24 protein-coding genes are annotated in these 23,721 nt (G+C 66.0%); 14 read left to right on the forward strand and 10 right to left on the reverse strand.

The window, feature by feature from the left end; all coding sequences use genetic code 11:
- Positions 1-354 precede the first annotated feature (354 nt).
- From DBV10_RS17425 to DBV10_RS17435, 3 genes are all read left to right on the forward strand, one after another.
- Entirely contained in the window at positions 355-789 is a 435-nt protein-coding gene (locus DBV10_RS17425; RefSeq protein WP_124514857.1) for a hypothetical protein, read from the forward strand.
- A gap of 505 nt (positions 790-1,294) precedes the next feature.
- Positions 1,295-2,929 (forward strand): long-chain-fatty-acid--CoA ligase, encoded by a 1,635-nt coding sequence (locus tag DBV10_RS17430; protein ID WP_124514858.1) that lies wholly within the window; start codon positions 1,295-1,297, stop codon positions 2,927-2,929.
- 46 nt (positions 2,930-2,975) lie between these two features.
- A complete protein-coding gene (locus DBV10_RS17435) occupies positions 2,976-4,223 on the forward strand; it encodes a branched-chain amino acid ABC transporter substrate-binding protein (protein ID WP_124514859.1) in 1,248 nt (415 codons plus the stop codon).
- Between the two features lie 105 nt (positions 4,224-4,328).
- Here the strand turns inward: DBV10_RS17435 and DBV10_RS17440 are convergent, their stop codons facing one another.
- The 10 genes from DBV10_RS17440 to DBV10_RS17485 all read right to left on the reverse strand — a co-directional run bounded on the left by DBV10_RS17440 (position 4,329) and on the right by DBV10_RS17485 (position 14,529).
- A complete protein-coding gene (locus DBV10_RS17440) occupies positions 4,329-5,387 on the reverse strand; it encodes an NAD(P)/FAD-dependent oxidoreductase (RefSeq protein WP_124514860.1) in 1,059 nt (352 codons plus the stop codon).
- A gap of 31 nt (positions 5,388-5,418) precedes the next feature.
- On the reverse strand, positions 5,419-5,748 hold the full coding sequence (gene fdxA, locus DBV10_RS17445; RefSeq protein WP_124514861.1) for a ferredoxin FdxA: 330 nt from the start codon (positions 5,746-5,748) through the stop codon (positions 5,419-5,421).
- A 114-nt stretch (positions 5,749-5,862) separates the two neighbouring features.
- The gene (locus DBV10_RS17450; protein WP_124514862.1) at positions 5,863-7,233 is read right to left on the reverse strand and encodes a sulfate adenylyltransferase subunit 1; all 1,371 of its coding nucleotides are present in this window, start codon (positions 7,231-7,233) and stop codon (positions 5,863-5,865) included.
- Entirely contained in the window at positions 7,233-8,186 is a 954-nt protein-coding gene (cysD, locus tag DBV10_RS17455; protein ID WP_124514863.1) for a sulfate adenylyltransferase subunit CysD, read from the reverse strand. The genes DBV10_RS17450 and cysD overlap by 1 nt, the downstream gene beginning before the upstream one ends.
- A 14-nt stretch (positions 8,187-8,200) precedes the next feature.
- The gene (locus tag DBV10_RS17460; RefSeq protein WP_124514864.1) at positions 8,201-8,824 is read right to left on the reverse strand and encodes a phosphoadenosine phosphosulfate reductase family protein; all 624 of its coding nucleotides are present in this window, start codon (positions 8,822-8,824) and stop codon (positions 8,201-8,203) included.
- A 56-nt stretch (positions 8,825-8,880) separates the two neighbouring features.
- Positions 8,881-9,267, reverse strand: coding sequence for a DUF934 domain-containing protein (locus DBV10_RS17465; RefSeq protein WP_124514921.1), 387 nt, complete (start codon positions 9,265-9,267; stop codon positions 8,881-8,883).
- 36 nt (positions 9,268-9,303) lie between these two features.
- Entirely contained in the window at positions 9,304-11,088 is a 1,785-nt protein-coding gene (locus DBV10_RS17470; protein ID WP_124514865.1) for a nitrite/sulfite reductase, read from the reverse strand.
- A 24-nt stretch (positions 11,089-11,112) separates the two neighbouring features.
- Entirely contained in the window at positions 11,113-11,916 is an 804-nt protein-coding gene (locus DBV10_RS17475; protein ID WP_124514866.1) for a sulfite exporter TauE/SafE family protein, read from the reverse strand.
- Between the two features lie 171 nt (positions 11,917-12,087).
- Positions 12,088-14,073, reverse strand: coding sequence for an FAD-dependent 5-carboxymethylaminomethyl-2-thiouridine(34) oxidoreductase MnmC (gene mnmC, locus DBV10_RS17480; protein WP_124514867.1), 1,986 nt, complete (start codon positions 14,071-14,073; stop codon positions 12,088-12,090).
- A 183-nt stretch (positions 14,074-14,256) separates the two neighbouring features.
- Positions 14,257-14,529: an oxidative damage protection protein gene (locus DBV10_RS17485; protein ID WP_010461281.1), complete on the reverse strand. Its 273-nt coding sequence runs from the start codon at positions 14,527-14,529 to the stop codon at positions 14,257-14,259.
- A 167-nt stretch (positions 14,530-14,696) separates the two neighbouring features.
- On the opposite strand from DBV10_RS17485, the gene DBV10_RS17490 reads away from it, so the two are divergent.
- The 11 genes from DBV10_RS17490 to DBV10_RS17540 all read left to right on the forward strand — a co-directional run bounded on the left by DBV10_RS17490 (position 14,697) and on the right by DBV10_RS17540 (position 23,615).
- Positions 14,697-15,719: a sulfate ABC transporter substrate-binding protein gene (locus tag DBV10_RS17490; protein ID WP_124514868.1), complete on the forward strand. Its 1,023-nt coding sequence runs from the start codon at positions 14,697-14,699 to the stop codon at positions 15,717-15,719.
- Between the two features lie 113 nt (positions 15,720-15,832).
- The gene (ssuE, locus tag DBV10_RS17495) at positions 15,833-16,423 is read left to right on the forward strand and encodes an NADPH-dependent FMN reductase (RefSeq protein WP_124514869.1); all 591 of its coding nucleotides are present in this window, start codon (positions 15,833-15,835) and stop codon (positions 16,421-16,423) included.
- A 145-nt stretch (positions 16,424-16,568) separates the two neighbouring features.
- Complete coding sequence (locus DBV10_RS17500) at positions 16,569-16,793, forward strand: hypothetical protein (RefSeq protein ID WP_124514870.1); 225 nt, start codon at positions 16,569-16,571, stop codon at positions 16,791-16,793.
- Positions 16,794-16,862: 69 nt separating this feature from the next.
- Positions 16,863-17,831, forward strand: coding sequence for a sulfonate ABC transporter substrate-binding protein (locus tag DBV10_RS17505; RefSeq protein ID WP_124514871.1), 969 nt, complete (start codon positions 16,863-16,865; stop codon positions 17,829-17,831).
- A gap of 36 nt (positions 17,832-17,867) precedes the next feature.
- Positions 17,868-18,887 (forward strand): sulfonate ABC transporter substrate-binding protein, encoded by a 1,020-nt coding sequence (locus DBV10_RS17510; RefSeq protein WP_124514872.1) that lies wholly within the window; start codon positions 17,868-17,870, stop codon positions 18,885-18,887.
- Positions 18,888-19,033: 146 nt separating this feature from the next.
- Complete coding sequence (gene ssuD, locus DBV10_RS17515) at positions 19,034-20,212, forward strand: FMNH2-dependent alkanesulfonate monooxygenase (RefSeq protein WP_124514873.1); 1,179 nt, start codon at positions 19,034-19,036, stop codon at positions 20,210-20,212.
- A 25-nt stretch (positions 20,213-20,237) separates the two neighbouring features.
- Positions 20,238-20,615 carry a VOC family protein gene (locus DBV10_RS17520; RefSeq protein WP_124514874.1) on the forward strand — a complete coding sequence of 126 codons (378 nt, stop codon included), beginning with the start codon at positions 20,238-20,240 and terminating at the stop codon, positions 20,613-20,615.
- Entirely contained in the window at positions 20,612-21,478 is an 867-nt protein-coding gene (ssuC, locus tag DBV10_RS17525; protein ID WP_124514875.1) for an aliphatic sulfonate ABC transporter permease SsuC, read from the forward strand. The genes DBV10_RS17520 and ssuC overlap by 4 nt, the downstream gene beginning before the upstream one ends.
- A 110-nt stretch (positions 21,479-21,588) precedes the next feature.
- Positions 21,589-22,404 (forward strand): ATP-binding cassette domain-containing protein, encoded by an 816-nt coding sequence (locus DBV10_RS17530; protein WP_124514876.1) that lies wholly within the window; start codon positions 21,589-21,591, stop codon positions 22,402-22,404.
- A gap of 81 nt (positions 22,405-22,485) precedes the next feature.
- Positions 22,486-22,701 (forward strand): molybdopterin-binding protein, encoded by a 216-nt coding sequence (locus tag DBV10_RS17535; protein WP_124514877.1) that lies wholly within the window; start codon positions 22,486-22,488, stop codon positions 22,699-22,701.
- 257 nt (positions 22,702-22,958) lie between these two features.
- A complete protein-coding gene (locus DBV10_RS17540) occupies positions 22,959-23,615 on the forward strand; it encodes a TetR/AcrR family transcriptional regulator (protein ID WP_124514878.1) in 657 nt (218 codons plus the stop codon).
- The last annotated feature ends 106 nt before the right edge of the window (positions 23,616-23,721 follow it).

A 23,721-nucleotide genomic window follows, 5' to 3' on the forward strand; every position in this document is an offset into this window, starting at 1 on the left:
TAGGTCAAACACTTATGCGGGAGCTTCCTGCCATACGTGCTGCCGGTTCGAAAAAAGCACTGGCCGATGAGGCCGCCAATCCGATGCACTCCGCAGCATGGCGCCTAACTCTTCAATCGAGAGGACTGCCTCTGGTAGCCTCCCCTCTCAAACGTTGACTGGCCCTTAATCTGTCGCGCCCGGCTACTCCTGGCCGACAGCGGGTATGGTCAACTAGGTCGTCTGGTATCACCATGACCTCCCCCGCTGTCTTTGTCTGAGTTCTGTAATGCGAGAACTGCCTACAACCTGAAGCCTATGTCAACTTCAAGAAAATTGCTCATTGCTTTTCGAGTCGGAATTGCACCCGTACTCATGTTTGCCACGCTGATCGCTTTTGGACAAAGCGAAGACAGTGCACTAAAGATGGTCAAAGCTCTGCGACTCGGTGAAAACCTCACGGGCATGACTTACAAGATCGCCAAAGCCACAACGACCTACAAAGGTGTAGAGGCCGAGCTAGGGCCGCAAAAGGCAGATGAGCTTCTACGAGCGGAAATTGCTGTTTCTGTTCCTAAGCATCAAGAACAATGGAATAGAAATCTTGCTCACGCATGGGCACCACTAATGACTTCAGCGGAGTTTGATTCTGTAGTCTCAGATAAGCAGAAGTCGCCCTTTGCTCCGAAGTTCGTGTCCCTGCAAGAGCTTGCAGGAAACACGATGAAGGTCAATTCGGAGCCTCTGTTAAAGACAGTATTAACTGACGTGCTGAGAGGCGTCTTTGAAAAGTCAAAGTCGAAAAGGTGATTTGCAATCTTGAACATCTCCGCCTGAACAAGTTATCCACGCGAATGCCTGACGCGGCGGGTGAATTTCGTCTTTGAGCGGCTGTTTTCATTCGTATCCACCGACTGCTCCTGGCCGATAGCTGGCCGCTCGTTTACTGTTCCAACCCTGACGCCGGCTGATCTCAATCAGGTTCAAAGGGACTCTCTCAGCCTCTGCACCACAGCTGGCACAGGGCACCCCTAGCGAATGCACCAGCGTTGTGGTGGTGCGCAGCGGATTCTATTGCACGGATTCGTGCGGCTGCGCTCTTCAAATCTGTTCACGGTCTTTCCCGGGGGCTTCATCGAGAGGGTGTCTGGTGCGCGACGGCCCGGCACAGGGGGCACTGCTCCGCAGTCCCGCAGACGACAAGTCCGCGCGGCGATGTTTGCGAATATGCGGGGCGCTTGTACGGATCGGCACGAGAGGCCATCCAGCGGTTGCACAGCGTTGGCAGAACACGCACCACCAGGAGGCCAGAACAATGAACCAGCCCGGCAGCATGATGGACCGGCCCTTACTCGTTTCGGCCATTCTGGAGCATGGCGAAAACCAGTTCGGCGACCAGCACATTGTTTCGCGCGAAACAGATGGCGCATTGCACCGCTACCGCTTTGCCGACATGGCGCGCCGAGCCAGGCAACTGGCCAATGCCCTGAAACCGCTGGGGCTGAGGCCGGGCAGTGTGGTGGGGTCCATTGCCTGGAACAACCACCGCCACCTGGAGGCGTATTACGCGGTGTCTGGCAGCGGCATGGTGATTCACACCTGCAATCCCCGCCTGCATTCGGAGCAACTGGCCTACATCATCAACCACGCCGAGGACGAGGTCGTCCTGTTTGACACCACGTTTGCGCCCCTTGTGCGAGCCGTTGCGCCCTCGTGCCCCCGCGTGCGGCATTGGGTTGCCCTGTGTGATGCACAGGCGTTGGCCGCCATGGACCTGCAAGGGGTGGGCTCAGTGCTGGCCTATGAACCGCTGATCGCCGCTGAGGTCGATGTGTTTGATTGGCCCGAATGCGACGAAAAAATAGGTGCAGCACTTTGCTATACGTCGGGGACCACCGGCCATCCCAAAGGGGTGTTGTATTCGCACCGGGCCCTGAGCCTGAGCGCCATGTCTGCGTGCATGCCGGGCGTGCTCAGCATTTCCCCGCAAGAGACCGTGTTGCCCGTGGTCCCGATGTTCCACATCAATGCCTGGTGTCTGCCCTATGCCGCGCTGATCGGCGGTGCCAAGCTGGTTCTGCCAGGCCCCCGGCTGGATGCTGCCAGCCTGTACGAGCTGATGGAGACCGAGCGCGTCACCGTGAGTGCGGGCGTTCCGACCATCTGGATGGGCCTCATCCAGTATGTCGAGCAGAACCGCCTGCGCTTTACCACCATGCGCCGCACGGGGGTGGGGGGCTCCGCCATGCCCAAAGCCCTGATTGCCAAGTTCAACGATGTTTTTGACGTGGAGGTGCGCCACGGCTGGGGCATGACCGAAACCACGGCCATTGCCACCATGAGCAGCCTGGGCACCGCGGAGGCCGACCTTGCCCCCGAAGAGCGCCATGCGCTGGTCGCCAAACAAGGGAAATCGGTGTTCGGCATCGAACTCAAGCTGGTGGACGAACAGGGCCTCACCCTGCCGCGCGACGGCGCCTCGCAGGGCGAGTTGATGGTGCGGGGCCAGTGGATTGTCGAGCGCTACCACAAGGCCGAGCGCACCGCGCTGGTGGATGGCTGGTTCCCCACGGGCGATATCGCCACCATCGACCCCCAAGGGGTGGTGCAGATCCGCGACCGCAGCAAGGATGTGATCAAGTCTGGCGGCGAGTGGATCAGTTCCATTGACCTGGAAAACGCGGCCGTGGCGCACCCGGCAGTGGCCATGGCGGCAGTGATCGGGGTCAAACACCCCAAGTGGGACGAACGCCCTTTGCTTTTCATCGTGCGCAAGCCGGGGCAGGCCCTGGACAAGCCCCAGATCCTGGATTTCCTGGCGGAACGGGTCGCCAAGTGGTGGTTGCCCGATGACGTGTTGTTTGTGGACAGCCTGCCGCTGGGCGGCACCGGCAAAGTCCAGAAGAACGAACTGCGGCAACGCCATGGACATGTTTTCGACAGCGATTGAGAAGACGGCCTTTCATGAAAAACCACCCACACACAAGGAGACAGCTATGAACATGGTCCGCAGGAATGCGCTCAGGGTCTGGATATGTGCAGGCGCACTCGCGGCAACCGCCCACGCGGGCGCTGCCGAGACGGTCAGGATTGGCTTCATCGACCTGCTTTCGGGCCCCTTCGCGTTGACGGGCCAGAACTCGCTCAAGCAATTGAGGGAGGTGGTTGCAAAGCTCAATGCCAAAGCCGGCCCCAATGACCCAAAGTTTGAGGTGGCCGATTTCGACAACAAGGGCACCCCGCAAGAGACCTTGAACGCGCTCAAGGCAGCCACTGATCGGGGAATCCGTTTTGTCACCCAGGGGGGCGGGTCGGGTGCCGCTTTGGCCTTGGTGGATGCGCTCAACAAGCTGGCCGAACGGGACCCGGAACGGGCCACGGTGTACCTCAACTACGCGGCCATGGACCCTCAGCTCACGAACGACCGCTGCAGCTTCTGGCACTTTCGCTTCTATCCTTCGAGCGAGATGAAGATCGAGGCGCTGACCACCTACATGGAAGGCCGCAAGGACATCAAGAAGATCTATCTGATCAACCAGGACTACACCCATGGCCGGCAGGTGTCGAAAGCCGCCCGGGAATACCTGGCCCGCAAGCGGCCCGATGTCGAGATTGTGGGAGACGACTTTGTGCCCATCGCACAGACCCGCGACTTTGCCCCCTATGTGGCGAAGATTGCGTCTTCCAAAGCCGACACGGTCATCACCTCCAACTGGGGGAGTGATCTGACCCTGTTGTTCAAGTCATCCCGCGACTATGGCCTGAACATCAATTACTTCACCTTGAATGCCAACAACCCGGGCACCCCTGCGCAGTTGGGGGCCTGGGGCGACGGCAAGGTCGGTGTGGTGTGGAACTGGGTCCACAACGCACCCTCGCCAGAGCTGGAGAAGATCTATGTGGACTACAAGAAGAAGTACAACGAAGACTTCGTCTTTGCGGCGCACTGGAACACCATGAACATGTTGCACGAGGCCATGCGCAAGGCACAGTCCACCGACGCCAAGAAGGTTGCTTTTGCCCTGGAAGGCATGACCTACAAGAGCCCGATGGGCGAAGTGCGCATGCGCAAAAGCGACCACCAGCTGGAAGCGCCCTTGTACCTGGGCATCTGGGCCAAGCAGGGCAGCAAAGGCGTGAAATACGACGCCGAGGGCACGGGCTACGGCTTTCGCACCGAAGCCGTGTGGGATTCTTACATCAGCGCCCAGCCCACCTCGTGCCAGATGAAGCGGCCTTCGTGAGCCAAGGCGCCTGCCGGGCTTGAGGGGTATCGGTTGCCTATCGAGCCCGGCAGCGCAGACGCGCTTCTGGCCTGACGCGACACCCTGGCCGTGCCGGGGCGCTTTTCAGGCGGCGGGGGCCGCTGGCGCCACGCCCAGCAACTGGTGCAGGCGCGGGCTGGTGGTGGTGTATTGCAGCGCCACCTTGTCGCCCTTGAGCGCCTCGGCCGCGCCGAAGGCGGCCAGTGTGGCCTCGTGGAAGCCGCACAGGATCAGCTTTCGCTTGCCTGGGTAGGTGTTGATGTCGCCCACGGCATGGATGCCGGGCACGCTGGTGCGGAAGGCCGCTGTGTCCACCACGAGTTGTTTGCGGTCCATGGCCAGGCCCCAGTCGGCAATGGGGCCGAGGCGGGGCGAGATGCCGAGCACGGCCACCAGCAGGTCCAGGGCCAGGGCGCGGGTGCTGCCGTCGGCGTCTACCACCTGCAAGGCCGTCAGTCGATCGCCCGTGGGGTCGATGCCGGTGATCTGCGCGGCCTCGATATGGATGCGCCCCGCGTCCCGCAACTGCCGCAGGCGCTGCAGCAGGGCTTCAGGCGCCTGGAACACATCGCGGCGGTGCAGCAGGCTGACGCGAGCGGCCTGGCCTTGTTCTGCCAGCTCTACGGCGCGCGCCACGGCAGGCTCGTCGCCGCCATGCACGACCACATGGCGCCCGGCCACGTCCACGCTGGCGGGGAGGTTCTGGTAGTGGACCTGCGTGCCCACAAAGCGCTCGATGCCGTCCACCTTGAGCGTGCGGGGCACAAAGGCACCCACACCGGCAGCAATGAACACCGTGCGGGCCAGCAACTGCGCGCCTTGGGAGGTTTCGACCAGCAGGCGCCCGTCGGTTTGCACGCTGAGCGCAGACACCAGCGTGTTCAGGTGCCAATGGGTTTGGAAGGGCGCGATCTGCCGGAGCAGCAGGTCTGCCAGCTCCCGCCCGGTACACACCGGGATGCCGGGGATGTCGTAGATGGGCTTGTCGCCATACAGCTCGACGCACTGGCCGCCCGCATGGGGCAGGGCGTCGATCAGGTGGGCGCTGATGCCTTGCAGCCCGAGCTGGAACACCTGGAACAGGCCCACAGGGCCTGCGCCGATGACGACGGCGTCGGTCTCCACAACGGCGGACGTTTGCAAAGCCTGGCTCACCAAGGGGTGCCCGTTCGGCTTACTTCACCAGGTCGTTGACTTTGCCAGGCTTGCCGTTCCACTCGTCGGCGTCGGGCAGCGCGGGCTTGCGCTTGGTGATGCTTTTCCAGCCGTCGGCAAAGGCCAGGTCGGCATTGAGCTTGATGAAGGCGAGCTGGTCGGCCGGCAGGTCTTCTTCGGCAAAGATGGCGTTGGCCGGGCATTCGGGGATGCACACGGCGCAGTCGATGCATTCGTCGGGATCGATGACGAGCATGTTCGGGCCTTCGCGGAAGCAGTCCACGGGGCACACGTCCACACAATCGGTGTACTTGCACTTGATGCAGTTTTCGGAGACGACGTGGGTCATGACAGGAATTGTGTGGGTCGGTGAAAACCCTCGATTTTAAAAGCTTTCACCGACCTTTGGTTACAGGGTCCCTCACCCCGATGGGGTGACTGGGGGTTGGGGTGCTGATTTGGATCAGTTGACCAGCACGGCGCCAGCGGTCTTGTGGCTGGCGGTGTCCACCAGAATCAGCGAACCCAGCACGCGCGCCTGGCCGAAGGCGGCGGCCGGAATGGCCTCTTGCAGCACGAGCTGGACATGGCCGATGGCGTTGGGGTCGAGCTGCGTGGCGGCTTCTTCGGCCAGCGTGTTGATGTTGAGCTTGTGCACCACGGCCTTCACCTTGGCCTTGACCCAGCGGTGGCCATGCAGCGCCCAGTACACGCGGCCGGCGACCAGGGGTTCGTCGTCCATCCAGGCGATGGTGGTGTGCAACTCGCGGCTGGCGGGCCAGGCCGGGGTGGCAGCGGGTGTGTCGCCAAAGTCATCGTCGGCCGGGGCGGCGGCTGCCGTGGGGGCGGCCAGGATCCAGTCGCCGCGCGACACGTCCACCTCGCGGTCGAGGATGATGCCGGCGCTGGTGCCTGCGGGCACATCGGTGGGGCGGCGGGCGTGGTCCAGCACCTGGGCCACGGTGGCCAGCTGGCCGCTGGGGAAGACCTGCACGGCGGTGCCGGGCGCAAAGCTGCCTGCGGCCACGCGGCCCCAGAACACGCGGCGGCCCTGCGTGGTGTCGGACGAGGACGAGAACTTTTCGACCCACTGCACGGGAAAGGCCGGTGCCAGCGCCGTGTCGGCGGGCGTGTTGGGCAGCACTTCCAGCACTTGCAGCAGGGTGGGGCCTTCGTAGCCGCACCAGCCGGCATGGGCATCGACCACGTTCCAGCCCTTGAGCGCGGAGACCGGTACGGTGGCGCGCACGGTGATGCCGGCCGCTTGGGCGAAGGACTGCAGTGCGCCCTGGATGTGCTGCCAGGCCAGCGCGGGGTCTGCCACCGCGTCGAGCTTGTTCACGGCAAACACCAGCGAGTGCACGCGCAGCAAATGGGCCAGCAGGCTGTGGCGGCGGGTTTGCGGCAGCAGGGCCAGGTGGGGGTTCTTCCAGTCGAGCTTGGTGGCATCGACCAGCACCACGGCGGCATCGGCGCTGCTGGCGGCGGTGACCATGTTGCGCGTGTACTGCTCGTGGCCGGGGGCGTCGCCGATGATGAACTTGCGCTCTTCGGTGGCGAAGTAGCGGTAGGCCACGTCGATGGTGATGCCTTGCTCGCGTTCGGCGCTGAGGCCGTCGGTCAGCAGGGCCAGGTCGGTTTCGCCCTGGCGCTGTACGCCGGCCAGGTGGTCCTGCAGCACGGCCTTGCTGTCCACCAGCAGGCGGCCGATCAGTGTGCTCTTGCCGTCATCCACCGAACCGCAGGTGATGAACTTGAGGGCGGAGATGTGGTCGTTTTGGGCTCCGGCGCTTGTCTGGATTGCGCTTGCAGCTATCGAATTGGTAGTGGTCATCAGAAGTACCCGTCTTTTTTGCGCTTCTCCATGGAAGCATCGGAAGTCTTGTCGTCCATGCGGGTCGCGCCGCGCTCGCTCACGTCGGCGGCCAGGGTTTCGATCACGATCTCGGCCGGGGTGGCGGCCGTGCTCTCCACCGGCGCGGTGCAAGTGATGTCGCCCACGGTGCGAAAGCGCACGTCGCGCGTTTCCACCACGTCGCCGTCGCGCGGCGGGGTCAGTTCGGTCACGGGCATCAAGAGGCCCTTGCGGTCCACCACCTGGCGCTTGTGCGTGTAGTAGATGCTGGGCAGCGCGATGTTTTCGCGGTCGATGTACTGCCACACATCGAGCTCGGTCCAGTTGCTGATGGGGAACACGCGGAAGTGCTCGTTCGGCTGCAGGCGGGTGTTGAACAGGGTCCACAGTTCAGGGCGCTGGGCCTTGGGTTGCCATTGGCCAAAGCTGTCGCGGTGCGAAAAGATGCGTTCCTTGGCACGCGCCTTTTCTTCGTCGCGGCGGGCGCCGCCGATCAGGGCGTCAAAGCGGAACTCTTCAATCGCTTCGAGCAGCGTGACCGATTGGTGCACGTTGCGCGATTCGCCCGGGTGGGCCAGGCGCACGGTGCCACGCGCCATCGAATCCTCCACGCTTCGCACGATGAGGTCGGCGCCCAGCTCCTTCGCACGGAAGTCGCGGAAGTCCGTCACTTCAGTGAAGTTGTGGCCCGTGTCGATCATGAGCAGCGGGTAGGGGATGCGGCCCGCGCCAAACGCTTTTTCGGCGCACTTGAGCATGACCAGCGAATCCTTGCCGCCCGAGAACAGCAGGGTGGGGCGCTCGAAGGCAGCGGCGACTTCGCGCAGGATGAAGATGGTTTCTTCTTCCAGCGCGTCCAGGTGGGAGTTGTTGAGGTGGTAGCTCATGTTGTTGGTTTTCTCAAGCAGCGCTGAGTCTGTGCGGGCGTTCATGGTCGGGCCTGGGGTCAGTGGGCCAGGTGCAGGCCGCACTCGCGGTTGTCTTCGCCCTTGGTGGGGTCCACGTAGTCGAAGTTGTTGGGCAGGCCGTGCTTCACGCAGTATTCGTGCAGGTCCTTGGACGACCAGTGCAGCAGCGGCGCCACCTTGATGAGGCCGTCGGGGTTGATGCTCACCGGGTCCATCTGGGCGCGCACGGCGGTGTCGGTGGCGCGCAGCGCGGTGAACCACACCTTGGGCGCCGTTTCGCGCAGGGCGCGGGCAAAGGGTTCGAGCTTCACCTCTTCGGTGAAGGCGGCGTGGCGCGGGTCGTCCAGCGCGGGCGTGGCGCCCTCCACGGCTTCGCGGTGCGCGCGCGAACGGCGCGGCAGGTAGATCTGCAGCTTCAGGCCCAGCTGTTTCGTCACCTCGTCGGCAAAACGGTAGGTGGCCTCGGTGTTGTAGCCGTTGTCCATCCACACCACGGGCACATCGGGGTTTACCTGCGACACCATGTGCAGGATCACCGCCTCGAAAGGGCGGAAGTTGGTGGTGACGATGGGGCTCTGGCCCAGGCCCAGGGCCCAGGCGACGAGGCCTTCGGCGTTGCGGCCGAGTTCAGCGTTGATGCGTGCGAGGTCGAGTTGGCTCATTGTGCTGTGCGATGCGGTGCGATGGGATAGGGGCGGGCTTGGCAGGGGGGCGCCGATCAAGCGGCCTTGCTGGCAAACAGCGGCTGGGGGTTGATGGCGTCGCCCTGGTAGAAGCCAGGGAACATCTCGAACTGGCGCTGGGCGTCGGCTGGGTCCACGCCTTCGCGCAGCACGGCGCTGGTAAAGCCCGTGCGCTGCATCTGCACCAACTGGTCGATCAGCACATCGCCCGTGGCGCGGATTTCGCCCGCAAAGCCACGGCGACGGCGCAGCAAGAAGGCCTGGCTGAACGCGCGGCCATCGGTGAAGCTGGGGAAGTGCAGGTCCACACGTTCCACGCCATCGAGTGGCAGGGCCATGGCGTCGGCATCGTTGGGCAGGGCCACGGTGCGGGCGTCACCCTCTGCGGGCGGCTGGTGGTCTTGGGCGGCGAGTAGTTTCAACATCATGTCTGTGGGGCTGTGCTGTACGGCACCGCCTCAGGCGGCAGCGGTTTCTGGTTCTTTGTGGCGGGCTTGCTTGGCGGCGTCCTTGAACGGGTCCAGGCCCGTGCGGCGCACGGCCGACTGGAAGGTTTCGCCCGGTTCGCGCAGGTCGCGGTAGGTGCTGAGCACGGCCTCGATCACGTCCGGCACTTCGGCCGCCGAGAACGAGGGGCCAATCACCTTGCCTGCGACGGCAGCACCCGACAGGTCGGAACCATCGGAGCCACCCAGCGTGACCTGGTACCACTCCTTGCCGTCCTTGTCGACGCCCAGGATGCCGATGTGGCCGCTGTGGTGGTGGCCGCAGCTGTTGATGCAGCCGCTGATGTGCAGGTCGATCTCGCCGATGTCGTCCAGCTCGTCCAGGTCCTGGTAGCGCTGGGTGATGGCCTCGGCAATGGGCAGCGAGCGGGCGTTGGCCAGCGCGCAGAAGTCGCCGCCGGGGCAGGCGATCATGTCGGTCAGCAGCTGCACGTTGGCGCTGGCCAGGCCCAGGGCCTTGGCCTCTTGCCACAGGGCAAACAGCTCGCTGCCATGCACCCAGGGCAGCAACACGTTCTGGTCGTGCGTCACGCGGGCTTCGCCGGCGGAGTATTTGTCCACGAGGTCGGCCAGGGCGATCAGCTGTTCGCTGGTCGCGTCGCCGGGCGACTGGCCGGGGCGCTTGAACGACAGCGTGACGGCGCGCAGCTGCGGGTTCTGGTGCGCATGCACGTTGCGCTGGAGCCAGCGGCCAAAGGCCACATGCTCGGCGGCCTGGGCTGCCAGCGAGGCTTCGAGCGCAGCGGGAGCCACGTCGGCAATGTCGGCCAGCTGGGGCGCCACAAAGCAGGCGGCCACGCGGTCGAATTCGGCCTGCGGAATGGTGTGGGGGCCGCCGTCGATCTCCAGGATCTGGCGGTACTCTTCTTCCACATCGTCGATGTACTGCTGGCCTTCGGCCTTCACCAGGATCTTGATGCGGGCCTTGTACTTGTTGTCGCGGCGGCCGTGCTCGTTGTACACGCGCACGATGGCCTCGATGTAGTTCATGACCTGGTTCCAGGGCAGGAACTCGCGGATCACCGTGCCGATCACCGGCGTGCGGCCCATGCCGCCGCCCACGAACACCTTGAAGCCGATCTCGCCGGCGTCGTTCTTGAGCACATGCAGGCCCACGTCGTGCCAGCCGGTGGCGGCGCGGTCGTCCTTGGCGCCGCTGATGGCGATCTTGAACTTGCGCGGCAAGAACGCGAACTCGGGGTGCAGCGTGGTCCACTGGCGCAGGATTTCCGCATAGGGGCGCGGGTCCACGATCTCGTCCACGGCGATGCCGGCCAGGGCGTCGGTGGTGGTGTTGCGGATGCAGTTGCCGCTGGTCTGGATGCCGTGCAGGTTGACGCTGGCCAGCAGGTCCATCACGTCGGCACTCTTGGACAGCGGAATCCAGTTGAACTGCACATTGGTGCGGGTGGTGAAGTGGGCGCAGTTCTTGGGCAGGAACGTGGTGCCCAGCTTGCCCTGGCCTTCCATGGCGGCCTTGAAAACCGCCGCTTCGGGCTCGTCGTATTCGCGGGCGATCTGGGCCAGCACGCGCAGCTGGCGGCTGGCGATCTCGCCGTAAGGCACGGCCACGCGCAGCATGGGCGCGTAGCGCTGCACATACCAGCCGTTTTGCAGGCGCAGCGGGCGGAAGTCGTCCTCGCTCAGCTTGCCGGTCTGCCAGCGTGTGAGCTGGTCGCGGAACTGCGCTGCGCGCTGGTGCACGAACTGTGTGTCGAAAGCGGTGTATTGGTACATCGTGGGGCGGGAACCGGGTGGTTCCTAGATCAGAATCAGTTTGAAGCCTGCCCAGGCCAGCAGGAGGGACAGGGCGGAGCGAATCAGGCGCTCAGGCGTGCGGGTGACCAGGCGCGAGCCCAGCCAGATGCCCGGCAGCGAGCCAGCCAGCAATTGTGCAAGCAAAGGCCAATCCACCGAGCCCAGTGAGGCATGGCCGAGGCCGGCCACCAGGGTCAGGGGCACGGCGTAGGCGATGTCGGCACCGATGATGCGTGGCAGTGGCAGCAGGGGGTACACCAGCAGCAGCACAGTGACGCCGATGGCACCTGCGCCCACCGAGGTGAAGGTGACCAGCGTGCCGATCACGGCGCCCAGCAGCACGGGCAGGCTCCAGTGGCGGGGGCGGGTGGCCTGCTCGGCGCTGGCCAGCCGCTTGGCCTGGTCGGCCGCCTGGCGCTGGCGCGAGAAAGCCACCACCTTGTACAGCGTGGCCGCCGCCGTGAGCAGCAGCGCAAAACCCAGCGTGGTGGTCATGATGCGCTGGGCCACAGCGCTGGCAGGCCCGAGGGTCTGGAGCGCCCAGAGCGACAGCAGGGCCGCCGGGATGCTGCCCGCGCACAGCTGGCCTACCACGCGCCACGGCACCAGGCGCTGGCGCGCCATGCTCACCGTGCCGCCCATCTTGGTGAAGGCGGCAAACAGCAGGTCGGTGCCGATGGCCAGGTGGGGCTTGATGCCAAAGAAGAAGATGAGCACAGGCGTCATCAGCGAGCCACCGCCCACCCCCGTCAGGCCCACGATCAGCCCGACAGCAAAGCCCGCAAAAACAAACGCCAATTCATGCATGGCTGCGAATGTAGGGGGCTCTCTTATGGATGCAAACTATTGTTTTGCTCTGCCAATATGCTTATTTGTTTATAAGTGAGGATTGGCGCGGGTTGGCGGGGTGGTGCCGATGGATTGGCCCATCAGCCCGGTGGTGGGCCGGGCGCCGCGTCCGGCTTTTTGAACAGGTTCTTAAACCAGCCTCTCTGTGCCCAGCGCCTTGGCCAGCCGGGCATCGATCGGCAGAGGCTCGCCTTGCAGGCGGGCGGCCAGCAGTTCGCCGCACAAGAGCGCGAGCGTCAGCCCCCGGGCCCCCATGGCGGTGCTGACCCACAGGCCGGGGAGGCGGGCGGCATCCACCGGCCCCACGATGGGCAGGCGGTCGGGCGCCGTGCAGCGCACGGCGGCCCAGGTGTGCACGGTGGGCGTGCCTGGCAACGCCAGGCCGGCACCCGGGGCGGTGGCGAGGGCCGGGGCGAAGGCGGTCTCCAGCTGGGGGGCTATCCCGGGCAGCAGGCCTTGCAATTTGGCCCAATTGGTTGCGTGGGCGGCCTGGGTGTCGGCGGCGCTGGGCGGCAGGGCCTCCACATCGCGCTCGAAGGTGGAGCCCATCACCCATCCCTGGGGGCCGTCGGCGCCATCGCCCAGCGGAAACCGGGGCACCAGATTGCCATGGCCGTTGGCCGGAAACGGCAGCAGCGGCGCGGCAGGTGCACCCGAGGCGTCCGCGCCATCGGGGTGCGGGGCCCAGGACACCTGCCCGCGCACCGGCTGCAGGGGCCAGCGGTGGCTGAGCAGCGCCGGGCTGCCCGCGCCTGCCGCAATGACCACGGTGGGCGCTTCGGCCAGCACCTGGCCCTGGGCATCGAGCGCCTGCCAGGCGGTGGCGGTGGTGGCGGCCGGGGCACCAGGGGCGGCGGGCGTCTCCACGCGCCGCAGCTGGGCCACCGGGCAATTTCCTTGCCATTGGATGCCGGGTTGCGCCAGCAAGGCCCTGGCCAGGCGCGCCGGGCGCACCCAGCCGGCCTGGGGGTGCCAACAGGCCGTGGCGCCGGGCGGCAGCAGGGCTGCGGCCAGGGTGGCGGGGGAGGCGGGTTCGCTCCACGCGGCGCCCGGGCCTGTGGCCCAGTCGGGTGGCAGGCCGGGGCTGCCGTCGGTGCGGTGCTCCAGCACGCCGCAGGGGGCCCAGTCCACGCCTTCGTTCAGCAACTCGCGGGCCTGCTGCAGCGTGGTGCGGATGCCGCTGCGCGACAAGCGCGAGAGCACGCTGTCATCCGGCGATACATGGGGGGCAAACACACCGGCGGGCAGGGCGGATGCGCCTGCAGCGGGCTCGGCGGCCTGGTCCAGCACCATGACCTGCCAGCCGCGCCGCGCCAGGCTGGCGGCGGTGGCCGCGCCCGCAATGCCGCCGCCGATCACGATGCAGGGGCCGGGCAGGGCGGGGTCGGCCGTGGCCACAGGCTGGCGCGTGGTCCGCGGTTCCCAGCGCGGGTTGTAGGTGGCGTGCAGGTTGTCGCGCTTGGGCGGCACACCGGGCACACGGGTCACTTCAAAGCCACATTGCGCCAAGGCATCGCGCACAGCGCGTGCGATGGTCCAGGTGGCGAGCTGTGTACCGCGACGGCAACAGCGCGCTACGGCCTTCAGGGTGTGCAGGTCCCAGTTTTCGGGGTTCCGTTGGGGGCTGAAGCCGTCGAGGTAGATGGAATCCACCGTCAGGTTCTGCTGGCGCAGCATGGCCTGGGTGTCGCCCACATACAGGGTGAGCAGCACCCGGCCGTCATCAAAACGCAGGCGGTGCACGCCCGGCAGCAGGCCCCACCATTGCTGGTGCAGTGCTTCTGCCAACGGGGCCAGCTCAGGGTGGACCGAGGTGGCACGCAGCAGATCGGCTGCACTCACGGGCCAGGCTTCTGTCGATACGAAGTGCAGCAGCGTGGGCCGCGCGGGATCGGCCCGCCAGGCGGCCCAGGTCACCAGGAAGTTCAGGCCAAAGCCAAACCCTGTCTCCAGAATGCGCCATTGCGGCTGCCCCGCCCAGGCCTCGGGCAGGCCACAGCCGTTCAGAAACACCCGGCGGGCCTGGTCCAGGCCGCCGTTTTCGCTGTGGTAGCGGTCGCCGAAGCGGGGGCTGTAGGGGGTGCCGTCCGGCAGCCACTCGATGGGTTCAGTCATGAGAACGGCAAAAGGCCGGCGTGGCGCCGGCCTGTTGGAAAGGGAAGGCGGGTTTTACCGCGAACCGCTCCGGGGTGTGTTGCGCTGCGTCACGCACTGGGCGGGACGTATCCCGCCGCGGCGTCTGCGCCGCCGCCGAAGAAATGGTTTTAGCGAAACCATTTCTCGCAGTGCTTCACTACGTTACGCACTGGGCGGGACATATCCCGCCGCGGCGTCTGCGCCGCCGCCGAAGAAATGGTTTTCCATCTGGCGGGCCAGGTACTGGCGGGCGCGGGCGTCGGCCAGGTTCAGGCGGTTTTCATTGACCAGCATGGTCTGGTGCTTGAGCCAGCCGGCCCAGGCTTCCTTGCTCACGCTCTCCCAGATGCGCTTGCCCAGCTCGCCGGGGTAGGGGGGGAAGTCGAGGCCTTCGGCTTCCTTGCCGAGCTTGATGCATTGAACGGTGCGTGCCATGGGGTTTCCTTTTTTGAATGGGAATGGGCAACCATAGGGAGGTGGCTGCTCAGATGTTTTGGGTATAAAGAACTGAAATCTCAGTAGTTCCAGTTTTGAAGAGGGGCTTTCAGAATGCGTTCCATCGGTGTTTTGCACCGCAACACATTCTTAAAAAGAGGCCCTCCATGAACTTTCGCCGCGACTTTATCAAGTTTCCTTTTGCCGCCGCCCTGGTGGGCAGTTTGGCCCTGACGGCATTGCCGTCGTTTGCACAGTCTGTGACGCTGCTCAATGTGTCGTACGACCCCACCCGCGAGCTGTATGTGGATTTCAACCAGGCGTTTGCCAAGCACTGGAAGGCCAAGACCGGCCAGGACGTGACCATCAAGCAAAGCCATGGCGGCTCGGGCAAGCAGGCGCGCTCCATCATCGACGGCCTGGATGCCGACGTGGCCACCCTGGCGCTGGCGGGCGACACCGACGCGCTGCACACCAATGGCGGCTGGATTCCGAAAGACTGGCAAAAGCGCTTGCCGCACAACAGCTCGCCCTACACCAGCACCATCGTGCTGGTGGTGCGCCAGGGCAACCCCAAGGGCATCAAGGACTGGGACGACCTGGTGCGTGCCGATGTGAAGGTGATCACGCCCAACCCCAAGACCTCGGGCGGTGCGCGCTGGAACTACCTGGCCGCGTGGGAGTTTGCCAAGCGCAAGTACGGCGGTGACGCCAAGGCCAAGGACTTCGTGGCCAAGCTGTATGGCAACGTGCCTGTGCTGGACACCGGCGCGCGCGGCTCCACCATCACCTTTGCGCAGCGCAACCAGGGTGACGTGCTGATTGCCTGGGAGAACGAGGCCTACCTGCTCGAAAAAGAGTTCGGCACCAAGTTCGACGTGATTGCCCCTTCGATCTCCATCCTGGCCGAACCCGCCGTGTCGGTGGTGGACAAGAACGTGGACAAGAAGGGCACCCGTGCCGTGGCCGAGGCCTACTTGCAGTACCTCTACACCGAAGAAGGCCAGGACATTGCGGGAAAGCACTTCTATCGCCCCGCCGTGTCTGACAAAGCCAAGGCCAAGTACGCCAAGCAGTTCCCCAAGCTGAACCTGTTCACCATCAACGATGCGTTCGGTGGCTGGGACAAGGCGGCCAAGGAGCACTTTGCGGACAACGCGAGCTTCGACCAGATCTACACGAAGAAATAGGTTCACCCCGAAGCGGCCTTTGGCCGCCTCCCCTCAAGGGGCGCCACCCCTGGCCCGGCAAAGCCGGATCCACGGTGGCGCTGGTCTTGCCACGCCCTCTGGAATCGCATCACATGTCAGCCCTTCTCATCGCCGGTAGCCCCTCCGAGCGTTCCCGCTCCGCCGCCCTGCTGGACGCTGTGGCCCAGCGCCTGTCGGTGCGGGGCGCGCTGGTCGACCGCATCCACATCCGCGACCTGTCGCCCCAGGCGCTGCTGCTGGCCGATTTTGGCCACCCGACGGTGGCGGGGGCCGTGGACCAGGTGGCCCAGGCCCGCGTGCTGGTGGTGGCCACCCCGGTCTACAAGGCCGCCTACAGCGGCGTGCTCAAGGTGTTCCTGGACCTGCTGCCGCAGACGGCCCTCAAGGGCAAGGTGGTGTTGCCCCTGGCCACGGGCGGCAGCCCGCACCACATGCTGGCGCTGGACTACGCGCTGCGCCCCGTGCTGCAGTCGCTGGGTGCCAAAAGCATCCTGCCGGGCATCTATGCCACGGATGCCCAGGTCACCTTGACGCCTGAGGGCGCCTACCACCTGAACGACGACATCGCCACGCGCCTGGACGACGCGGTCAACGTGCTGGTCACCGAAACCCTGCGTCCATCCCCCGCCCAGGCCACGCGCTTCGCGCCGGTGCACTTCTCGCAGGTGCGATGTAGCGTCTGACAGCGCGGTGGCCGCCGGCTCGCATGGCGGCCGGTGGCGGCCCGCTTCCCCTTCTCCTCTTTCCATTGGTTCCCTGGCAATGCCTGCTGTGTGCGGGCAGGGTGGGCTGTTGCCTGCCCGCTGCCTGCAGACAAAGGTGTTTTTCATGTCCGGTGACGCGATCCCTCTGCCCGCCCAAACCCAGGCGCAGGCCCCCGCGCAAGTGCAAAGGCAAAAGCAAACGCAAGCGCCGCTCGAAGAGCGCCCCCTGGGCCTGCGCGACGCGCTGCGCTGGCTGGGCATCAGCCTGCTGGTGGTCACCTCGCTCGTGGTGATTGGCGCCTTCCTGCTCATGCCGGTGGTGCCTGCCGTTGCCACTGCCGGGCGGTGAGCCACAGGCCGCCGCCCATCTTCCAACCCGATTCCTGTCTGACCAGACATTTCAGAAAGACAACACACCATGCCATTGCACTCCACTCTCAATCGCCGCCAGGCGCTGCTCTCCAGCCTGGCCGCCGCAGCGCTCAGCACGGCCGGGGCCTCGGCCCTTGCGCAAGCACAGACCACCAGCCGCGTGCTGCGCGTCGGCCACCAAAAGGGCTGGCTCTCCATCCTCAAGGGCCGTGGCACGCTCGAAAAGCGGCTGGCCCCGCTGGGCGTGAAGGTCACCTGGACCGAGTTCAACGCGGGCCCCGTGCAGCTCGAAGCGCTCAACGTGGGCTCCATCGACTTCGGCGATGTGGGCGAAGCCCCGCCCATCTTTGCCCAGGCCGCTGGCGCGCCGCTGGTGTATGCGGGCGCCACCGTGCCGCGCCCTGCGCTGGAGGCCGTGATCGTGCCCAAGGATTCGCCCATCCGCAGCGTGGCCGACCTTAGGGCTAAGCGCGTGGCCTACAACAAGGGCTCCAACGTGCAGTATTTTTTGGTCAAACTGCTGGAGAAACACGGCCTGAAGTACGGCGACGTGCAATCCGTCTTCCTGGCCCCGGCCGATGCACGGGCGGCCTTTGAAAAGGGGGCGGTCGATGCCTGGATCATCTGGGACCCCTTCCTCGCCGCCGCGCAAAAAACGCTGGACGCCCGCCTGCTGGCCGACGCCACGGGCGTGGTCAACAACCGCGCTTACTACTTCACCTCGCGCGACTTCGCCACCAAGAACGCCGACGTGCTGCGCATTGCGATCGAAGAGGTCAACGCCATCGACACCTGGGTGTCCAAGAACAAGGACGCCGCCGCTGCCGAGCTGTCGGCCGTGCTGGGCCTCGATAAATCCATCACCGACCTGTACCTGAGCCGCGCCCGCTTCGGCACGGCGCCGGTCACGCGCGAGATCCTGGCCGAGCAGCAGGCGATTGCCAACACCTTCTTCGACCTCAAGCTCATCCCCAGAAAGCTCAACCTGCTGCATGCCGCGCCGGTGGACCTTTGAGGGACTGATGGCACTGCACCGCAAGGAGTCACCCCCATGACCCACACCCCCTTGAGCCCCCAGCGCCGCCGCGCACTGCAACTGCTGGGCGTCACCGCGTTCAGCTGGGCGCTGGCCAGCCGCTACGCCCACGCGCAAAGCCCGGCCGTGCCAGGCCCCGAGCAGTTGCGCATTGGCTACCAGAAGTCGGCCGTCAACCTCGTCATCCTCAAGCAGCAGGGCGTGCTGGAAAAGCGCTTCCCCGGCACCCGCGTGAGCTGGCTGGAGTTCCCCGCCGGGCCACAGCTGCTCGAAGCGCTGTCGGTTGGCAGCCTCGAATTCGGCCTGACCGGCGATTCGCCGCCCGTGTTTGCCCAGGCCGCCGGCAAAGACCTGCTCTACGTCGGCGCCGAGCCGCCCAAGCCCGACAGCTCGGCCCTGCTGGTGCTCAAGGATTCGCCCCTGCGCACCCTGGCCGACCTCCAGGGCCGCCGCATCGCCGTGCAAAAGGGCAGCAGCGCCCACTACCTGCTGGTGCGCGCGGTGGAGCGGGCCGGGTTGCAGTGGGCCGACATCCAGCCCGTGTACCTGACTCCGGCCGATGCGCGCGCCGCGTTCGAGCGCAAAAGCGTGGACGCCTGGGCCATCTGGGACCCGTTCTATGCGGCCACCGAGTTGGCCATCCAGCCCCGTGTTCTCGCAACAGGCCGCGACCTGGCCAGCAGCAACAACTCGTTCTACCTGGCGGCCCGCCCCTTCGTGCAAAGCCACCCGCAGGTGCTGCGCGTGCTGTTTGACGAACTCAGCCGCGCCGACCGCCTGGCGCAGGAGGCGCGCAAGGACGCGATCAAGCTGGTGGCCGACTTCAGCGGCCTGGACGCGGGCGTGGTGAGCCTGTTCATCCAGCGCCGCCCTTCGTCGCCCGTGGGGCTGTTGAGCAACGCCACGGTGGCCGACCAGCAGCGCGTGGCCGATGCGTTCTTCAAGCTCGGGCTCATTCCCAAGCCCGTGAACGTGTCCGACATCGTGTGGCGGCCCGCGGCGGCGCAGCTGGCGGCTGCATCGGCCCGGTCCTGAGATTTTTTGGAGGCGGGATCACCCCATTGCAAACCGTTCACGCTGAGCCTGTCGAAGCGCCGCGCGAGGCTTCGACAGGCTCAGCCCGAACGGGTGGTTTTCCACTTGACCACGACTCCACCACTCACTTTCCAAGGCATTCATTCATGAAAATTTTCTGGTTCATCCCCACCCACGGCGACAGCCGCTACCTGGGCACCGCCAAAGGCGCACGCCAGCTCAATCACGACTACTTGAAGCAGGTCGCCGTGGCGGCCGACAGCCTGGGCTACGAAGGCGTTCTCATCCCCACCGGCCGCTCGTGCGAAGACCCGTGGGTGGTGGCGTCCAGCCTGCTGCCCGTCACGCGCAACCTCAAGTTCCTGGTGGCAGTGCGCCCCGGCCTGCACCAGCCCGCGCTGGCCGCCCGCATGGCGGCCACGTTCGACCGCCTCTCGGGCGGGCGCTTGCTCATCAACCTGGTGACGGGGGGTGACCAGGCCGAGCTGGAGGGCGACGGCGTGTTTCTGGACCACGCCACGCGCTATGAACAGTCGGCCGAGTTCATCCGCATCTGGCGCGAGATCCTCACGCGCAGCCACCGTGGCGAGGCGCTGGACTACGAAGGCAAGCACCTCAGCGTGAAGGGCGCCAAGCTGCTGTTTCCGCCGCTGCAGCAGCCGCACCCGCCGGTGTACTTTGGTGGCTCGTCCGAGGCGGCGCACGACCTCGCGGCCGAGCAGGTCGAGACCTACCTCACCTGGGGCGAACCCCCGGCCGAGGTCGCCAAGAAGGTGGCCGATGTGCGCGCCCGCGCCGCAAAGCACGGCCGCACCGTGAAGTTTGGCATCCGCCTGCATGTGATCGTGCGCGAGACCGATGCGCAAGCCTGGGCCGCCGCCGAGGAGCTGATCAGCCATGTCCAGGACGACACCGTGGTGCGCGCCCAGGCCGCGTTTGCCCGCATGGATTCCGAAGGCCAGCGCCGCATGGCGGCGTTGCACAGCCAGGGCGTCAAGCGCACGCGCAAAGACCTGGAGATCAGCCCCAACCTCTGGGCGGGCGTGGGCCTGGTGCGGGGCGGGGCGGGCACGGCGCTGGTGGGCGACCCCGAGACCGTGGCCGCCCGCATCCAGGAATACGCCGCGCTGGGGCTGGACCACTTCGTGCTGTCGGGCTATCCGCACCTGGACGAGGCCTACCGCTTTGCCGAACTGGTGTTCCCGCTGCTGCCCCTGCCGCTGCGCAACCAGCTCGCCAGCGGCAACCCCTTGTTCGGCACCCCGCTGGGCCCGTTTGGCGAAACCGTGGCCAACGACTTCGTGCCACGCGCCTCGCAGAGCTGAGCACCGCACCCACAGGAGCCATGCCATGAGCATCCAGTCCATCAACCACGTGCAGCTGGCCTTTCCGGCCGGTGCCGAGGCGCCCATCCGGCGCTTCTATGCCAGCCTGCTGGGCCTGCCCGAAGTGCGCTTGCACGCCGGCAACGCGCTGCGCTTTGCCGCCGGAACGCAGCGCATCGACCTGGTGCCCACCGAGCACTGGCAGCCCGCGCCGGCGGTGTCGCACCTGGCGTTTGAAGTGCAGGACCTTCCGGCCCTGCGCCACCGCCTGCTGCAGGCCGACCTGGCGCTGGTGGAAAACCGTGCGCTGCCCGGCTACCTGCGCTTTTACGTCAAGGACCCGGCGGGCAACCAGCTGGAATTCCTCGAACCCGACCACGAACCCCAGGAAACCACCCCATGACCCAGACTGTCCGAGAGCTGCAGGTATCGCCCATCGCGGACTCCGTCGATCTGCCGCTCGAAAGCCCCTTGGTGCCGGCCGCTGTGGCGCGCTTCCTGCGCAGCGTGCTGCAGCGTTTGCTGCCCTGGGCCGTGCCCGTGGGGCTCATCGTGCTGTGGCAGATCGCCTCGTCGCAGGGCTGGCTGTCCACCCGCGTGCTGCCCGCGCCGCTGCAGGTGATCCAGGCCGCCTGGACGCTCGCCGCATCGGGCGAGCTGTGGACCCACGTCAAGGTGAGTGCCGGCCGTGCACTGGCAGGGCTGGCCATCGGCGGCGGCCTGGGCCTGGCGCTCGGCCTGCTCACGGGCTCGGTGCGCGTGGCCGAAACGCTGCTCGACTCCACCGTGCAGATGGTGCGCAACATCCCCGCGCTGGCGCTCATCCCGCTGGTGATCCTGTGGTTCGGCATCGACGAATCGGCCAAGCTGTTCCTCATCAGCGTGTCGGTGCTCTTTCCGATCTACCTGAACACCTTCCACGGCATCCGCAACGTGGACCCGGGCCTGATCGAGATGGGGCGCACCTATGGCCTGGGCCGCTGGCAGCTGTACCGCCAGATCATCCTGCCGGGCGCGCTCTCCAGCATCCTGGTGGGCCTGCGCTTCTCGCTGGGCCTGATGTGGGTGATCCTGATCGTGGCCGAGACCATCTCCGCGCAGGCGGGCATTGGCTACCTCACGATGAATGCGCGGGAGTTCCTGCAGACCGACATCGTGCTCGTGGGCATCCTGCTGTACGCCTTGCTGGGCAAGCTGGCCGACCTGTTTGCCAAGGGGCTGGAGCGCTACTGGCTGCGTTGGCATCCTGGATATGCATCCCCCTGAGCCGCTGCGCGGCTTCCCGCGCCAGGGCCGCGTTCCGTGCGAAGGCCGCGATTCAATGACTCACATTTTTATAGCTGCTAGCGCTTGATAGGTAAGCGCAGGAGAGCATTTTGACTACAAATACACCCCAGCCGCCGCAAGGCGTGCGCCTGGAAGTGCGCGGCGTGGACAAGCGCTACGGCGCGCGCAACGTGCTCAAGAAAACCGAGCTGGTGATCGAACCCGGCCAGTTCGTGGCCATCGTGGGCCGCAGCGGCTGCGGCAAGAGCACGCTGCTGCGCCTGGTGGCGGGCCTCGAATCCGTGTCGGGCGGCGCGATCCGCCTCGACGGCAAGGACGTGGCCGGCCTGAGCGAAGACACCCGCATCATGTTCCAGGACTCGCGCCTCCTGCCCTGGAAGCGCGTGGCCGACAACGTGGCCCTGGGCCTGCCGCCCGAGCGGCGCGGCGCGGCCGCCGACGTGCTGGCCCGCGTGGGCCTGGGCGACCGGCTGAACGAGTGGCCTGCGCGCCTGTCCGGCGGCCAGCGCCAGCGCGTGGCCCTGGCGCGCGCGCTGGTGCACAACCCGCGCTTGTTGCTGCTCGACGAGCCCCTGGGCGCGCTCGATGCGCTCACCCGCATCGAGATGCACCGCCTCATCGAAGGCCTGTGGCGCGCCAGCGGCTTCACCGCGCTGCTGGTGACCCACGACGTGCAGGAGGCCGTGGCGCTGGCCGACCGCGTGGTCCTGATCGAGGACGGCCAGATCGCGCTGGACCAGCGCATCGACCTGCCGCGTCCCCGGTCGCACGGTGACGCCGCCTTTGCTGCCATCGAAAAACGCATCCTGGACCGCGTGCTGCAAAAGCCTGAGGGCGAGCCCGAGCCCGAGCACGAAGCGCCGTGGCCCGGCGTGCCTGCGCATGGCCTGCGCTGGGCGGTATAGCCGTTTCTGCCGCCTGCTGCCTTTCGCTTCTTTCTGCTGTCATTCCTTTCTTCGCCCTACGGCCCCATCAAGGAGAACCCCATGTCCATCCAAGCCATCAACGTCCGCAACCAGTTCAAGGGCAAAGTCCGCGAGATCGTGCGCGGCGATGTTGTCTCCGAAGTCGATGTCGAAATGCCCTGGGGCATCGTCACGTCCGTCATCACCACGCGCTCGGTGGATGAGCTGGCGCTGGTCGTGGGCTCCGATGTGGTCGCGCTGGTCAAGTCGACCGAGGTGTCCATCGCCAAGCTGTGAGTGGATGTGAGGGAAATCTGCCGCTACCGCTTTCTGGTAGTGCGCAAGGCGCTATAAACAATGTAGCGTTTGCAGGCAGGATCTTCAGCGCTGATCATGGCGCAACTGCTCCTCAGGCCCTTTCGCAGGGCCTGGGTTTTTGTGTCGAGGAGGCCTGGGGCTCACCGGATTGGCGGATTGGCGGATTGGCGGATTGGGACTCGCAGCAGCAGCAGCGGCGTAGACGGCCGGCATTGCGCCATCCAACGATATTTCGTATGATGCGTGTCATGTCAAATTCGCCGCCCCATTCCAGAGCCGCCGCCAAGGAGGCCACGCACGAGCGCATCGTGTCGGTGGCCTCGCGCGCGATCCGGCGCCAGGGCTACCACGGCACGGGGGTGGCGGACATCATGAAAGAGGCGGGCCTGACGCACGGCGCCTTCTACGCGCATTTCGAATCCCGCGAGGCCATGCTGGCGGAGGCTGCTGCCAAGGCGTGCACCGAATCCGCAGCGCTGGCGGCCGGTGCCGCGGCCGGCGAGCCGTCGCCCCACGCGCTGGCCACCATGCTTTCGGCCTACCTGTCGCGCCAGCATGTCGAGAGCGTTGAGATGGGTTGCCCGCTGGTCGCCCTGGGCTCGGAGACATCGCGCCAGGCGCCCGAGGTGCGCCGCGTGGCCACCCGGCACATCAAGGAAATGGTCGACCTCATTGCGCGCCAGTCGCCGCAGTGGGGGCAGCCCGGTACGCACGAACAGGCGCTCGTCACCATGGCCACCATGGTGGGCGCCCTGGTGCTGGCCCGCGCGGTGGACGAGCCGGCGCTGTCGGACAGCCTGCGCGAGGCCGCGCTCAAGCACCTGACGCAGCTGACGAACTCGACGCACGCTGCAGACGCTGTGCCTGCCACGCCGCCCGGCGCGCCCGGCTGACTCCCCCAGCGGCGCGCTTTTTTTTGCCTTTATATATGACGATCATCATGCGAATGTTCTTGCGAGCTGCCTTGTCCTTCGCTTTGCCCTTCACCCAGGAAGCCCC

The organism is Acidovorax sp. FJL06, from assembly GCF_003852545.1.
GTDB lineage: Bacteria > Pseudomonadota > Gammaproteobacteria > Burkholderiales > Burkholderiaceae_C > Acidovorax.